Genomic DNA, 13879 nt, shown 5'->3' with positions numbered 1-13879 from the left:
TCGTCTTGAACCTTACATATTGGAGATGACCGACATGGCTAGTAGCCAACACGCAATTCATTGCCCGAAGTGCAACAACACCACTTTCCGCGAAGAGCGCATCGTCCAACTCGACTCCAGTGTCGTCATTCGGAAGGACCTGCCTGTGCAGGGCCGCACACTCGCACAGACGTATCGCTACATCTGTGTTCAGTGCAACGAAATTCTGACGCACGACTAAGAAACACGACGGATGTGACACAAGTCCATCAGGTGTGCGTGCGGCGTCGCACGGTTGCCGCATGGCACACCACTTTTTGCCCTGCTTTCCCCAGTCAAAGTGCCCCGAAATTGCATAAAGAGCGCCCGCTCCTGAGACAATACGCATGATCACATGGAGATGGGAGTGGCCCCGGGATGTCTGAGCGTCGTGATCGGAAACGAAGAGCTCCTCGCGCGTTGCGCTTCACCGGAGCGCTGGCTTTGCTCATGGCGGTCGGCGGCGGCTTTACCTTTGCCACAGCACGAGTTCTATTTCCTCACCAACACGTGCACGCCGCTTTGCCTCCAATGCGATTTACACACGCGTCCCAGCCGGATCGAAAAACCATCTTGTTGATTGGTACCGATGCGCGAACAGGTGATCCAAACGGCAACTCCGACGTGCTCTGCGTGGCGAGTCTTGACGACGCGCATCGCCGCGTCGAACTGCTGTCCATCCCACGTGATACACAAGTGGCATTCCCAGATGGGCGCTACAGGAAGATCAACGATGCATTAGCACTTGGCGGCCCGTCGCTGACGGCGCAGGTGGTGGAAAGCCTCATTGGCCTGCCAATCGACCACTATGCGCTCACGCGCTTCGACGGTCTTATCAAGATGATCGACCGGGCTGGAGGCGTGCAGGTCAACGTGCAAAAGCGCATGTATTACACGACCGGAGACACCGTGCATGGGACCATCGACCTGCGACCTGGGTTGCAGCATCTTTCTGGAGAGCAAGCGCTCGGGTTTGTGCGCTATCGACACGACGCACTGGGGGATATCGGGCGAACCGAACGCCAACAGGAATTTCTCGTCGCCCTCAAGGAGCAGTTGCTGCAACCTCAAATCATTCCCAAGCTGCCCGGCATTATCATGGATGCGATGAACAGTTTGGATACCGATATGACGCTTGTCGAACTCGGGAAACTCGGTGCACAGGCACACAAGTACTCGACGTACCCGACCATTCACGAGACGCTGCCCGGTTCATTTCACGATCCATCACACGGGACGGGCGGCCTGAGCTACTGGGTCGTCAATCCACATCAGGCGCATTACATCGCCAAACAGTTTTTCGAAGATGGCATCACTCAGTCCAATCCCATTCAAGATCCGTCCGTCACACAGACCTGGCGGGTTCCTCCCTCCGCGAGTAAGCATGCGAACACGACAAACACCTCCACCTGAATATCACCATGGTGGAGGTGTTTTGATTTGTCATTCTCGCACGCGGCTGGGTCTGACCGTTACACAGACCGTATCCGCCTGTCCTCCCGCGTGACGATGACATCTTCCCGCAGCTGCTTGGCTGAATCTCTCCAGGTCAATCGATTGTTCATGGCGTACGACCAAACCGTGGATACCAGAATGCCGATGGCCTGTCCCACGGGAACCGGCACATCCAGGTGTTTGAGACCATTCATCACAAGCGTCGTCACGATAATACCGATAAGAGAGATTCCGACGAACAGCGGGAGTTTGACATTCCATTTACGCTTCCCTGATGCGCGCCAAGTGATCTGATCATTCCAAATGTAGTTGCTGAGCATAGCGACCAACGAAGCCGTGATAGACGCACTTATATCCGATATGCCAAACGCGTACTTCAAGATAGTCAGTACCACCAAATTGACGACGACGCCGCTGGCCCCAATGATACAGAACAGGAAGAACCGTCTATCCGACGGGCTCTGCGAGACGAGCCGGAACAGGTGGCGAAAGTAATTCCACTGCTCCTGTAGACTCATTTTCGACTCCCCAGCGTCACGCGCCAGAAACTCGTACGGCAACTCGTGTACCGTCCGATAGCGCCCTTTCACAAGCACCTCAATGAGGATTTTCCACCCAATCGGATCAAGGGGTGCACCTACGACGACATTGCGATGAACCCCGAAAAAGCCGCTTGTACAATCGGAGATCTTGCGTAGCCGGCGAAGTGCCACCTGGCCGATGACCCGAGCCGTCCACGACACCAGTTTGCGCAACGGGCCGAGGCCCCCATCCGAACCACCGCTGACAAATCGACTGGGAATCACGACGTCGATCCCCGCCGCGAGTTTGCGGTAGATATCCGGTAAAAGCTCCGGTGGATGCTGCAAATCCGCATCCATCACGATGAAGTGCTCTCCCGTAGCTCTCTCGAAGCCCTCCACCACGGCACTGGCCAGTCCACGCGCCCCGGTTCGATGGTGCACGTGAACCTGTTCATCTATGCTTTCCACACGCGTTAAGACCGAGACAGTCTCATCGGTGCTGTCGTCGACAAACCAAATTTCGTACGCAATCCCCTGATCGCGAAGTGCGGAGTGAATCCGTTCGACGATGGGCTCAATGTTCTCCCGCTCGTTGAACGACGGTATGATGATACTCAGGTCCAATGAGACATCTCCTTTAGTATGATCCCGTCGACTATAACACACAAAAGAGAGGCGACAGCCTCTCTTCACGGACCTCAGGGCCACCAATATCCCTGGTACTGTGCTACAGGGTCGATTGCACCACCCAGTGCATTGGTTGGGTAGTACGGCGCCAGCGCGGGATAGGCTTTTGTAAACCACCCAGGAGCCGAAGAGGGCTCGGATTCCCTCAGCCACCAAGATAACACATTTTCATTCGGGATAGTGACCCAAAGTGGATCCTCCGACTCCTCATACCACAGGTACAGTGAATCAGACCCGACGGATACGCTCGGCATCGCAAGACCTCCCACCCGCACGATAGCTTCACTCACCACATTATGAAGAGGGAGTTCGTCCTGCGTCGCGCAAAATCCATTGTGCGGCCGCCGCGATATCTCGCACGTGCGCATCCGGCTTGACCCGAACCGGTGGTGTGCCATCGCCGACAAAAATCGTCTTACAACCTGCAGCTCGCCCAGCCAGAACGTCGACATCGCGATCCCCCACCATATATGATCGCTTTACGTCCAGGTCGTGGCGCCTCGCCAACAGTTCGATCATGCCGGGTTTTGGTTTGCGACAGCGGCACCCCGCCTTTGGGGCATGGGGACAGTACATGATGTCGTCCAAACGAGCGCCGGCCGCTTCCAGTTCTGCCGACATTTTCTTATGTATCTCACGAAGTGATTCTTCTGTCATGTAACCTAGGCCGATGCCGCCCTGATTGGTCACCACGCCGACAAAGAAATCGGCTTCGTTCAACCGCGCGATGGCCTCCGGGGCGAAGGGAAACAGATAAAAGTCATCTGGTTCGTTGACGTAGCGTCGGTGGTCGTTGATGACGCCGTCGCGATCGAGAAAGACAGCCGGCCTCATGGGCGCGTTTGCGCCTTTAAATATTCGACTACGGCAACCATATCCCGGTTTCCAAGCCCTGTTTCGACAGCGGCGCATAACGTATCCAAAGTCGCATCCACCGCGGGCATGTGCGCACCTATGCTGGAAGCCTGCCGAATGGCGAGTCCCAAGTCCTTCGTCAGATGGCGCAGGGCGAATTGCGCGTCGTACGCCTGTTGCAACAACATGTCTCGCTTACCGGCGATCATTGGCGACCACACTGCACTATTTTGCAGAACATCGAGCATGAGCTTTGTCGCGAGCCCATTCTCGGCTCCGAAGGTGAGACACTCGCCGAGCGCTTCGACGGCCACGCCCAAGTAGGCGTTTACGAGCAACTTCATCGTCGCGCCTTTGCCGCAAGGACCGATGTGAAACGCCGCTTTCGCAACGGCATCAAAGAGCGGTTTGAGCAGCTCGAAGTCGGAAGCGTCGCCACCTGCGACAACGGTCAGCGCACCGTTCTCTGCCGGTTTGACGGAGCCGAGGACAGGCGCATCCACGAACCGAAGGCCGCGCGAATGAAGGTCTTTCGCGATTTCGAGGGTCTCGTCCACACCGATGGTGCTCATGTTGACGACGAGCGTGCCACTCCCCATCTGCTGGGCCGCCCCTTGAGCAAACAGGACATCTCGCACGGCCGCTACATCGGAGACCATCAAGACGACCACATCTCTGTCGCGCACCGCGTCACCAAGCGAGGTAACCAACTGTACGCCGTCGATGGACAGCGTCTTTTGCGTCCGATTATAGGCGATGACATCGATGCCCGCCTGGGCGATGTTGCGGATCATCGGGACGCCCATGTTCCCCAGTCCAATCCAGCCAACTTTCACGAATAGCGCCTCCTACTCTATCGATTCCGTCTCCACGACATTCACGAGCCTCTCCAGAAGTTCCGTCAGGGCGTCCGCGTCCTTTCTACCCATCTTGTCCAACAACTGACTGAGGCGAATGGCTCGGCGCGCCAACCAATCCTTCACGTTGGCACGCCCCTCGTCCGTCAGCGCCACGAAGACGACCCGACGGTCGTCCTTCGACCTCGTTCGCTCGACGTACCCCAGCCGCACTAATTCGTCGCAAACTTGCGTGATCGCGCCTGGGCTTAAACCAGCAATGCGGGCGATGTCGGATGATTTTACGTCATCGTTGTAGGACAAATATCGCATGACGAACAATTGAGTGGTCGTCAGCCCAGTCTCTATTCCGCCACGCGCTTTCATCGCACGAAACAGCCGTTCTAGAATATTGTCCAGTTTCCGCACCTGGTCGATGTTTTCTGGCTCGTTCAAACTGCATCACCTCGGGATTTGCTTTCTATATTGTAACGATTGCGGTTTTTCAAGACTACCCCGAGCCACACGTGTCATCTGGAAAACCTGCGATGCATCTCGACATTGCGCTGCGCGCGCCGTCGAATCAACAGTCCGACGAAGCCGACCACGGCCAGCGGAATCACTCCGATGAGGATGTAGATCCAGTTGCCAGACACGCCCTGAAACACCAACGCGACACCGAGGTAATAGGGAAAAATCGCCACCACGGCCGTCCATAAATAATTCCACAAATTGACTGCCGGCACCATCCCTGCCACGTAGTTGACGACGAACGCAGGGACCGGGAGCAAGCGGGCGACCAATAACCCTAGACTCCCCCAATCTTTTACCCAACGATTCACTTGTTCAAACCGTTCATGAGATGTCGCTCTGGACAACCAGATTTTCGTGAAGTGGCGCGCAATAAAGAATATAATGAGAGCGCTGAGCGTCGAGCCGAGATACGCATAGGCGGTCCCCCAACCCACGCCATACACCCGAAGGAAGATCACCAACAGCCCTTCTGAGGGAATCGGGGTCAAACACCAGATCAACATGAGAACGATAGCGATGATTATGCCGAAAGCGCCCCACGACCTAATCAGTTGGGACACTTTGTGGTGTCTGTCTAGGTATAGTACCGTGCCGACCATCGCGACGCCAATGACGATCATGGACATGGTGCGCCAGTCCGTTAGAAACCGCCTGATTTGAGAGGCCACCCTCTAATCTCCTCGCCCTATACGCACTCTACCGTATTCACACTATCAGACTGCGAAGAAAGCTTCAAACCGTATCCTTCGTCGCTCTGGCGGTGGAATACATAGCGGTGCGAGTCTTCTTCGTTTTCTTTTGGAGAACGGCGGATGCAATGCATCCGCCCGTCCTGTCAATCGATCGGCGTCGTCCGTTTTGGCGCAGTCACCATGCGCAAACCGTCCTCCGGCGTCGGCTTGCGCGAGGTGTTTTCCACGGTCGTCTGCACGCCAAACTTGGAAACATTCTCCTTGTCTCTTTCGCTCACTTGTTCGATGTCAAATTTGCGCAATGGATGACCAGGCTTACGGTGTGTTTGTTCCTGCACACGAATCCCCCCAATCCGTAGGTCTAACGTACCCCGCTGCAGCCATCGGTATGTGTCCTCTCGATCACGGCGAATGGGTCGCCGGGGCATAAAATTTGGTGAATTTGGACATGTACATAGAAAAGGGGGTCGCAGTCGATGTTCCAAACAGATTTTCAGTTGTTATCTCGCGAACAGTTGCGTCACCTCGTGGCCGACCTTGGCAAGTCGGACGCCGAAATCGCGCAGATGTTCGGAGTTTCCAGCAACACAGTCCACAACCGGCGACGACAGATGAACCTGCTGGCAGGTCAAATGACGTCTGAGGAATTGGCGGAAGCGGTACAACTTGCCGAGCAGGTCAAACGTCTTCCCCGAGAAGCCATCGCAGAGGTCCGCTCCATCGTCCAACAGTATCGGGGCCACTCATTCCTGTAGCGCACAGCGTTGCTAACACCCTATTCACGCCAACGCGTGGCCTATGACTGTGTCATCTTTTGAGTCGTCCACTCTGCCGGACAGAGGTAGTCACCGCGGGTCTTTTGGCCTTGGCTCTTTCGCCGGTCGCATGCGCGGCTGAAGCTCTTCGCCGCGCATGCGACCAGCCGCCGACGGCGGCGACGTCCGTTGGTGGCGCCGGAACGCTCAAGATTGTCGACGGATAGACACGTGTGTGCGCAACTCTGCGCCAGGCTCGACGTAGACCAAACCTTCCCCGGTATTGAACGCCTGATTCTTTGCCATCCACGGTTCGACGCAGATGAAATCCCGCCCAGCTACGCTCCACAGGACGACGTATTTGAATTCACTGCCGTAACTGAGTTCAATCGAAGCCTCTGGCACCTCAAACGCGATGCGCGGTTTTGTCGCGTCCAAAAACACAATCGACTCGACCCGCCTCTCCATGTCGACGACGCCGTCGAACTCATATACGTTCATGTCGTTGTAATCGAGGTATTTAGACGCGTCGGTTATGTAATGAAGTTTCTTCTGCGCCGAGCGGAAGTAGGGATGAAATCCCGCATACATTGGCATCGGTTGATCCGAGCGATTTCGATAGCGCTGGTCAATCGTAAACGTCTCATTCTCGAGGACAAAATCAAACAGGAGCTCAAAGTCGAACGGGTACGATTGCCGCGTCACCGGACTGCTCTCGAGTTGGAGCGTGATGGCCCCGCGAGACGCTTCTTCAGAAACGCCGCGAACCGTCCAAGCACTCGTGCGGGCCACACCGTGGTTGGCCATCGTCAGCGACTGCCCGTCGAGTGTATATTTCCCGCCCTCGAGCTGCCCAGCAATCGGGAACAGAATCGGAATCCCGCCGCGCACGTTCGCATGCTTGTCGCGAAACGTCACTTCGTCTAAATAAAGGAGTTCTTTGCCCGCCAAGCCGAGCGACGTGACAATCGCACCGCGTTCCGGCGCAATTTTAAACCAACACCCTGTTTCGCTATCGCGTACCTCGTACATCTCAAATGCGTCCTGATAAGACCGTGCTGTGTACATGTCTTATTCCTCCGTCCCGCCTGCTTCAATCTGTGAAACGATGTCCTCGCAGACTCTGTGTGTCATGAGATCCAATGGATGGTTGCCAGCGTCTTGCCCGTCTCTGCTCGCGCTGACCCGCCCGAGAAACGCATTCACCATCGATTCAAATCCTCGTGCCACGCCAACGCTCGTCCAATCGCCGATGCGCTGCGTGTGTTGTTGACCCCGTGAATAATGGGTCGTCTCGCGAAGATCCGCGACCCGGAACTTGTCCTGCCTCAGCATCACCTCGAGGATCTCTTCCGTGATACCGCCATCCCGATTCATCACGCCGATGGCCGTGCGATGGAGGCTCGTGAGGGTGACCACAACCATCGACAATTGGCCGTTGGATCGCCGATGCCGCACCTGCACCTGCACCTGCACCTCACACGACTCGCATCCGAGGAGAAAGAGCAGGGTGTCAACCACGTGGATAAAGTCGTCAAAGATGACGCTTCTGACCGAGCCCGGAAGGTTCACCCGATTCTTTTGCAGGATGGCCAAGTCTGGTTTCCCTCGGTCGTGGATGGCCCGATAGAGGGGGGGCGAAGCGGCGGTTAAATCCCACCATGAGAACGAGTCCTTGGCGATTTGCGAGTTGAACGATTTGCTCGCTGCGGGCGAATGTACTGTCGATCGGCTTGTCCACATACACGTGAATCCCGCGCTCCAGTAAATAGGTCACCATCTCGACGTGCGCCTCTGTCGCAGTATGTACAAAAACGGCCTCCACACCCGCCTCGGCCATGTCCTGAACCGTCCGAAACCGCTGTTCAGGTGGAATTCGAAATGCGTTCCCAATCTCCTCAAGTCGAGCGGGATTGCGTGTACAGATGGACAGGTCGATATCTGGTCTACAACCGACCACCGGGAGGTACGCCTTGCGCGCGATGTCTCCCAATCCAATCATTCCGACTTTCACAACAACACCTCGTTCTTTGTGGCATGTCGTGTTCAGTGTAATACAAGGAACGTGGGCAGTGGAAATTCCTTCACCCCTCATATAGGGGTAGATAAATTTTGGTAAGTAATACAAACTGGGTCATGTACTGGTTGGTGACACAGTCGATATGCAGATGCAAAGGCCGTGCGTAGGGGAAATGATGGATGAAAGCAGTCGAGGAAAACGGTCACGCTCACGTCCTACAGACTCAGTGACGAACCACGCCAAGGGGAAGATGGTCATCCAAGTTCGTTAACAGATTTGGTGCCGTTCCACAATCGAACGGCACCAAGCCCACACGTCGCACGATGTACCTAGCGTCCCAATTCCCGCACGCCTTGCTCTGTTCCCACGATGACGTGACTTGCCAAGTCTGGAAACAAACCAGTCTCCACGACGCCCGTCAATCGCTTTAGGGTGTCGTGGAGGTTCGACACGTCGGTGACAGACGGGAACTTCACATCTACGATGTAGTGACCGTTGTCCGTCACGAACAAGGACTGTCCTCTTTCCCGAAGGACAGGCGTTCCTCCGAGCGCACGAATGCGTTCCACCGTAGTTTCCACGGCGAACGGTATAACCTCTACAGGGATTTCGAGGTTGTCAAAGGAGTCGACTTGTTTGCTTTCGTCGATGATCACAATCATGCGCTTCGACGCACTGGCTACGAGCTTCTCACGCAGCAGTGCGCCGCCGCCGCCCTTGATCAGCTCCAGTTTCGGCGTGACCGCATCCGCGCCATCGATGGTGAGGTCGAGTACTGGATGACGTACAAAATCGGTCAAAGGAATGTTGAGCTCCCGCGCCATTTCCTCGGTCGCCTTCGAGGTCGGAATCCCTTGGATTTTCAAACCTTCCTGAACCAAGCGGCCAAGTTTCTGGAGGGTGTAGTACACCGTAGAGCCCGTCCCTAAACCAAGCACCATCCCGTCCTTTACGTAATCGAGCGCACGCTCGCCAGCTGCACGTTTGTGCTCACTTGCCATATGTAGTCCCCCTTATGTTTGGATGTTATCATTTACAGTGTTGCAATCCATCCTAATTTGGTACGAACTCTCATTCCACCGTCGCTGCAGTCATGGATTAGGAGGTTGAACATGAACCGCACATCGCTATGGTCGCTTGTATGCGCAATGGGGTTGTCCATTGCAACCGTCTCCGGCTGTGGTACGCACAGCACCGTCAGTCACAATGCCTCGTCTCCCCCGTCGACGGCGTCAAACAACACCACCGGATCACAGACTTCGAACGGCGCCGGATCGCAAAACTCGACGCCCCATCGCAGTACAGGTGATCGTACGGGATCTGAGAACTCCTCTAACAACAATACCACAACCGGCTCGACGACTTCTGTCCCCCCGTCCAACCAATCGCTGTTGACACTTGAGCAAATCCAAGTTGCCGACAATCAAGTGGTCTTCATTTTGACGCATGGGGACATGCAGAATACATATGTAGACCCGCATATCTCGGCGGACAAAAAGCAATTCATCGTCACCCTGCAGAACGTTGAGCAGGGTCATTACCCACTCAACCAGACCCAGTCGATTGAATCGAATTGGGCCACGAGCTACCAGATCACCCGCAACGCTCACAACTTGACCTTTACGTTTGCGTTAAAGCCAGGCGTCAGCCGCTTCACGCCGATGATTGGCGGAGGCGACCAAATCGCGTTTACGTTCCAATAGACGGCCGAGCGCCTATCCTTTAGACGAGGCAGTCACCCGTCAGAGGATAGGCGACAACAGCCTTGCGCAAGACTCTGCTATTTTGCTGAGTCGAGGTCGGGCCCGATACTGCTCCATCGTGAGCTCTTCGCAGTGCTGCAAATCCTGTTCGAAGATGTCCATCAATCGCGACGCCATTTTCGTATTGTAAATCATCGCGTTGACTTCGAAATTCAACTTAAAGCTGCGAATGTCGATGTTGGCCGTCCCCACGGAGGCAATCTTCCCATCCACCACGATGGTTTTGGCGTGCAAGAAGCCTTTTTCGTACAAATAGCACTTTACACCCACCGACAACAACTCCCCTAGGTAAAACCTTGATGCCCAATACACGACGCGGTGATCCGGCTTGGACGGCAGCATAATGCGCACGTCCACCCCAGACAACGCCGCCGTCTTTAACGCCGTCAGCAGGCTCTCGTCGGGCACAAAGTACGGTGATTGGATGTAAATCCGGTCCTTGCCGGCGTGAATCATTTTAATATAGGCGTTGCGAATCTGCTCGGCGTCGCTATTTGGGCCGCTCGACACGATTTGCATGCCGACGTCGCCCTCGTGGTCTCGGATTTGAAAATAGCGGGAACTCACCGGCATTTTTGCCTTCGAAGCAAAGTTCCAATCCAAATAGAACATCGCCTGCATTTCGAGAACACAACTTCCGACGACCCGCAAATGGGTGTCCCGCCACTCGCCGAAACGTTCGTCGAGCCCGAGATATTCATCGCCGATGTTAAACCCACCGATATATCCATAGACCCCATCGATAATGGCCAACTTTCGATGGTTGCGATGGTTCATACGAAAATTCATATACGGAATTTTGGATGGGAAAAACGCGGCGACATGTCCGCCGGCGCGAATGAGCGGCTGGAAAAACGACGGTTTCGTCCACGTGCTGCCCACGGCGTCGTACAGAAGGCGCACGGTGACGCCGGATCTCGCTTTGGCCACCAGGGCTTGCAACAGCCGTTGGCCCAAGCGATCATTCCGAAGGATGTAGTACTCTAGGTGAATGTGATCCTTCGCCGCCTCAATCGCCCGCAAGAGGGATTCAAATTTTTGATGCCCCTCCGTAAATATTTCCACCTCGTTGTCTTGCGTAAAAAACCCGTAACTACTTACTAAATTCATGTAGATTAAGCCTTGATAGTTGCGCGCATCCGGATCTGTGTAGACCATTTGCCCTGCTTCCAGACGCCCTTTCTGATATTCTCGTAACCCCTCAATCGCGAGTCGATTGCGCCGTTGCACTCGGTACATGCGAATGCGACCAAAGTGAGGGCCAAGCAGCAAATACATGAAAAAACCGAGGATTGGGATAAATAAGAGCACCATTAGCCATGCCCACGTAACCGCCGCGCTCTGTCGCTCGAGAAAGATAATTGCGATGGCCGTGAGGACATCGACGGCGAAGATCAGATAGTAGATTAGATGAATGACAACCATTTCACTCACGTCCTCAAGACAACAAGTTCCAGGTTCTCGACCTGACGACGCACAGGGAACCACTTCTTGGCACGGAAAGATCCCGCCCCCTTCCCTGAGATACATTACACGACGATGGCCCGCATTCACAAGCGACATTCCGCGTGCACGAATAGATGCGGCGTGGCGTTAACCATACTACACATCACTCCTACACCAGAAAGGTTGATCCTGTGGACGAACGCATCCTATTCATGTTGAACTCCGCCTACATTTTTCTAGCCGGCCAAACCGATCACGACCATTTTCGCAAGGCTACGAAAGCCGCACTCTCCGAGATCTACCAGGGTGCACAGGTACCAGACGACGCCCTCGCGGCCGTGATGGACGACCTCATCTCTATTGCGAGAAACATGACGTGGGATGAGGAAAACCAGACGCTGATCATGGACCGCACGTTCATCTCGGCCGTCGAAAACGAATTGCAGGACTTCGTGTCAACCGACGCCGTTGACTGACCCACCGGAGGGATGAATCTACTCATCCCTTCTATCCTTCCAAAACCTAGGCCTTTGCCATGTTACCTCTCGCCTTCCGCCGATGACGTCCTCGTCTCCCCCGTGCAAGAATTGGTTCCCCGAGTGCCGTTGTGAGCTTCATTTGCCAAACAGCGCATGTGCTTGGCCAAATAGACATACCTATAGATGTCAAGTCCTTACCGAAGCAAGGAGTCCACTATGGCAAAACAATCGTTCATGCACGGAGCTATCGTTCTGGCGGCCGCCGGTGGTACGACCAAAATGATGGGGATGATGATTCAAGTCGTCATCGCTCGGGAGCTCGGCGCACAAGGTTTTGGCCTGTTCCAAACGATTAATCCAATCTTTTTTATGCTGCTGACGATATCCACGCTTGCCCTGCCAGCGGCTCTCTCGAAGGTGATCGCCGAGAATTTGGCGCTCGGCAACGCAGCCAAAGTTCGGCGAGCCTTGTGGGTGGCGCATATTACCGTCGTTGTTTTGTCGTTGACCGTATGTCTCGGTGCCATTGCATTCGCTCCAGAGATCAGCAACAGATGGCTCGATCCCAGAGGATTCCTCCCTCTTGTCGGGGCGATTCTGCGCATCCCTGTAGTCTGTTTGTCTTCCATCATGAGCGGGTATTACATGGGCACGCAGAATCAGGGCCCCCCGGCCGCCGCCTGGATCATCGAGACAGCCGTGCGCACCATCGTGACCATCCCGCTCATTTTGGCACTAAATCCCCATGGAATAGGGTACGGTGCGCTAGCGGTGATGATCGGTGCCGGCATCGGCGAATCGGCCGGTTATCTGTACATGCTGTGGCGGTATCTCACGCGAGATAAACGACTTCTCATACAAGTCACACCAGTGTCGGGCGTAATCGCACGGGCCAGTGGAACGATTCGCGATCTCGTCGAAGTCGCCCTGCCAACCACCATCACCAACCTGTGCGGCATCGTCGCATACGCGGCAGAGCCCGTGATCATCTATATCGCCTTCGCACACGTGGGCATCGCCCGAACGCAGGCGACCGCCCTCTATGGGTCGTTTGGGATGGCTGCAGAGCTGTTGTTTTTACCAACGGTGCTGTCGTCGTCCATTTCGTCGGTGGTCATTCCAGCCGTGTCCGAGGCGGCTGCCATGCAAAATGAGCGACTCGTCAGTCGACGTCTTAACCAAGTAATTCAGGCCACATTCATGATTGCCTTGCCGTCGACCGTATTCTTCATCCTTTCCGGACACGATCTCGCCCATTCCCTGTACAAGGACCACCTTGCTGGCTCCCTGCTCGCCTACCTTGCACCGACGTGCGTGTTTATCTACATTCTCGATCCGCTTTCCGCCATTCTGCAAGGGCTCAACAAAGCGCTATTGTCGACCGTCGTGACCATGTTCACGAGTTGTATTCGGATGCTTTGCATCTATTACTTCGTCGGTCAGGCAGGTCAGGGGATTTTCGGCGTCGCGACCTCTATCGCCATCAGTGGCATTGTCGCCACGTTCTTAAGTCTGTACTTCCTGCGCGAGCTAGTGTCCATGTCCATCAATTTCTTGGGGCTCGCCAAACTGGTGATCGCGACAGGCCTGGCCGCTGTCCCGATCCACGAGATTCAGAGTGCCTTCGCGGCGGTGAGTCCACTCCTGCAAGTGACGGCGAGTTTGGTCCTCGGCTCGGTCGTCTACCTGTTGGCGATTCTCTACCTGAGGGTGCTCCCCATCCGGACGATCCACAGCATTCCCTGGGTGGGCCCGACGATTGCGAGACTTCTGCTGCATATGCCGTTTGTCTCCTGATTTTCAGGAATGGGATCG

18 protein-coding genes are annotated in these 13879 nt (G+C 55.2%); 6 read left to right on the top strand and 12 right to left on the bottom strand.

Going from position 1 to position 13879, the window contains the following annotated elements; genetic code table 11:
* Positions 1–34 precede the first annotated feature (34 nt).
* Positions 35–220, top strand: a complete 186-nt coding sequence (locus NZD89_RS12945; RefSeq protein WP_268008101.1) for a hypothetical protein — start codon at positions 35–37, stop codon at positions 218–220.
* A gap of 176 nt (positions 221–396) precedes the next feature.
* Positions 397–1431 carry an LCP family protein gene (locus tag NZD89_RS12940; RefSeq protein WP_268008100.1) on the top strand — a complete coding sequence of 345 codons (1035 nt, stop codon included), beginning with the start codon at positions 397–399 and terminating at the stop codon, positions 1429–1431.
* Positions 1432–1490: 59 nt separating this feature from the next.
* On the opposite strand, the gene NZD89_RS12935 is transcribed toward NZD89_RS12940, so the two are convergent.
* From NZD89_RS12935 to NZD89_RS12905, 7 genes are all read right to left on the bottom strand, one after another.
* Positions 1491–2621, bottom strand: coding sequence for a glycosyltransferase (locus tag NZD89_RS12935; protein ID WP_268008099.1), 1131 nt, complete (start codon positions 2619–2621; stop codon positions 1491–1493).
* Between the two features lie 74 nt (positions 2622–2695).
* Complete coding sequence (locus NZD89_RS12930) at positions 2696–2938, bottom strand: hypothetical protein (protein WP_268008098.1); 243 nt, start codon at positions 2936–2938, stop codon at positions 2696–2698.
* Between the two features lie 40 nt (positions 2939–2978).
* Positions 2979–3518 carry a D-glycero-alpha-D-manno-heptose-1,7-bisphosphate 7-phosphatase gene (locus tag NZD89_RS12925; RefSeq protein ID WP_268008097.1) on the bottom strand — a complete coding sequence of 180 codons (540 nt, stop codon included), beginning with the start codon at positions 3516–3518 and terminating at the stop codon, positions 2979–2981.
* The gene (locus tag NZD89_RS12920; protein ID WP_268008096.1) at positions 3515–4375 is read right to left on the bottom strand and encodes an NAD(P)-dependent oxidoreductase; all 861 of its coding nucleotides are present in this window, start codon (positions 4373–4375) and stop codon (positions 3515–3517) included. The genes NZD89_RS12925 and NZD89_RS12920 overlap by 4 nt, the downstream gene beginning before the upstream one ends.
* A 12-nt stretch (positions 4376–4387) precedes the next feature.
* On the bottom strand, positions 4388–4831 hold the full coding sequence (locus tag NZD89_RS12915; RefSeq protein ID WP_268008095.1) for a MarR family winged helix-turn-helix transcriptional regulator: 444 nt from the start codon (positions 4829–4831) through the stop codon (positions 4388–4390).
* Positions 4832–4905: 74 nt separating this feature from the next.
* A complete protein-coding gene (locus NZD89_RS12910; protein WP_268008094.1) occupies positions 4906–5577 on the bottom strand; it encodes a TVP38/TMEM64 family protein in 672 nt (223 codons plus the stop codon).
* Positions 5578–5744: 167 nt separating this feature from the next.
* Positions 5745–5939 (bottom strand): hypothetical protein, encoded by a 195-nt coding sequence (locus tag NZD89_RS12905; protein WP_268008093.1) that lies wholly within the window; start codon positions 5937–5939, stop codon positions 5745–5747.
* Positions 5940–6077: 138 nt separating this feature from the next.
* On the opposite strand from NZD89_RS12905, the gene NZD89_RS12900 reads away from it, so the two are divergent.
* Positions 6078–6356, top strand: coding sequence for a hypothetical protein (locus NZD89_RS12900; protein WP_268008092.1), 279 nt, complete (start codon positions 6078–6080; stop codon positions 6354–6356).
* A gap of 207 nt (positions 6357–6563) precedes the next feature.
* On the opposite strand, the gene NZD89_RS12895 is transcribed toward NZD89_RS12900, so the two are convergent.
* The 4 genes from NZD89_RS12895 to rpiA all read right to left on the bottom strand — a co-directional run bounded on the left by NZD89_RS12895 (position 6564) and on the right by rpiA (position 9377).
* On the bottom strand, positions 6564–7424 hold the full coding sequence (locus NZD89_RS12895; RefSeq protein WP_268008091.1) for an aldose epimerase family protein: 861 nt from the start codon (positions 7422–7424) through the stop codon (positions 6564–6566).
* Positions 7425–7427: 3 nt separating this feature from the next.
* Positions 7428–7952, bottom strand: a complete 525-nt coding sequence (locus NZD89_RS12890) for a hypothetical protein (RefSeq protein ID WP_268008090.1) — start codon at positions 7950–7952, stop codon at positions 7428–7430.
* Positions 7891–8370, bottom strand: coding sequence for a Gfo/Idh/MocA family protein (locus NZD89_RS12885; RefSeq protein ID WP_268008089.1), 480 nt, complete (start codon positions 8368–8370; stop codon positions 7891–7893). Before NZD89_RS12885 ends, NZD89_RS12890 begins: the two co-directional genes overlap by 62 nt.
* 335 nt (positions 8371–8705) lie before the next feature.
* On the bottom strand, positions 8706–9377 hold the full coding sequence (gene rpiA, locus NZD89_RS12880) for a ribose-5-phosphate isomerase RpiA (protein WP_268008088.1): 672 nt from the start codon (positions 9375–9377) through the stop codon (positions 8706–8708).
* Between the two features lie 111 nt (positions 9378–9488).
* On the opposite strand from rpiA, the gene NZD89_RS12875 reads away from it, so the two are divergent.
* Positions 9489–10079 carry a hypothetical protein gene (locus NZD89_RS12875; RefSeq protein WP_268008087.1) on the top strand — a complete coding sequence of 197 codons (591 nt, stop codon included), beginning with the start codon at positions 9489–9491 and terminating at the stop codon, positions 10077–10079.
* 39 nt (positions 10080–10118) lie between these two features.
* Here the strand turns inward: NZD89_RS12875 and cls are convergent, their stop codons facing one another.
* Entirely contained in the window at positions 10119–11564 is a 1446-nt protein-coding gene (cls, locus tag NZD89_RS12870) for a cardiolipin synthase (RefSeq protein ID WP_268008086.1), read from the bottom strand.
* Positions 11565–11776: 212 nt separating this feature from the next.
* Here cls and NZD89_RS12865 point away from each other — a divergent pair, with 212 nt between their 5' ends.
* Together NZD89_RS12865 and NZD89_RS12860 are read left to right on the top strand one after the other, a co-directional pair.
* Positions 11777–12061 carry a hypothetical protein gene (locus NZD89_RS12865; protein ID WP_268008085.1) on the top strand — a complete coding sequence of 95 codons (285 nt, stop codon included), beginning with the start codon at positions 11777–11779 and terminating at the stop codon, positions 12059–12061.
* Between the two features lie 219 nt (positions 12062–12280).
* The gene (locus NZD89_RS12860; RefSeq protein WP_268008084.1) at positions 12281–13861 is read left to right on the top strand and encodes a putative polysaccharide biosynthesis protein; all 1581 of its coding nucleotides are present in this window, start codon (positions 12281–12283) and stop codon (positions 13859–13861) included.
* Positions 13862–13879: the final 18 nt, after the last annotated feature.

It is taken from the genome of Alicyclobacillus fastidiosus (assembly GCF_026651875.1).
GTDB lineage: Bacteria > Bacillota > Bacilli > Alicyclobacillales > Alicyclobacillaceae > Alicyclobacillus > Alicyclobacillus fastidiosus.
The sequence above is the reverse complement of the archived record's forward strand: the minus strand, read 5'-3'. Positions and strand labels throughout refer to the sequence as shown.

Coding starts and splice junctions, on each gene's coding strand:
- NZD89_RS12895 (WP_268008091.1), bottom strand. CDS start 7,424: ATGTACACAGCACGGTCTTATCAGGACGCATTTGAGATGTACGAGGTA.
- NZD89_RS12900 (WP_268008092.1), top strand. CDS start 6,078: ATGTTCCAAACAGATTTTCAGTTGTTATCTCGCGAACAGTTGCGTCAC.
- NZD89_RS12925 (WP_268008097.1), bottom strand. CDS start 3,518: ATGAGGCCGGCTGTCTTTCTCGATCGCGACGGCGTCATCAACGACCAC.
- cls (WP_268008086.1), bottom strand. CDS start 11,564: ATGGTTGTCATTCATCTAATCTACTATCTGATCTTCGCCGTCGATGTC.
- NZD89_RS12875 (WP_268008087.1), top strand. CDS start 9,489: ATGAACCGCACATCGCTATGGTCGCTTGTATGCGCAATGGGGTTGTCC.
- NZD89_RS12930 (WP_268008098.1), bottom strand. CDS start 2,938: ATGCCGAGCGTATCCGTCGGGTCTGATTCACTGTACCTGTGGTATGAG.
- NZD89_RS12945 (WP_268008101.1), top strand. CDS start 35: ATGGCTAGTAGCCAACACGCAATTCATTGCCCGAAGTGCAACAACACC.
- NZD89_RS12860 (WP_268008084.1), top strand. CDS start 12,281: ATGGCAAAACAATCGTTCATGCACGGAGCTATCGTTCTGGCGGCCGCC.
- NZD89_RS12940 (WP_268008100.1), top strand. CDS start 397: ATGTCTGAGCGTCGTGATCGGAAACGAAGAGCTCCTCGCGCGTTGCGC.
- rpiA (WP_268008088.1), bottom strand. CDS start 9,377: ATGGCAAGTGAGCACAAACGTGCAGCTGGCGAGCGTGCGCTCGATTAC.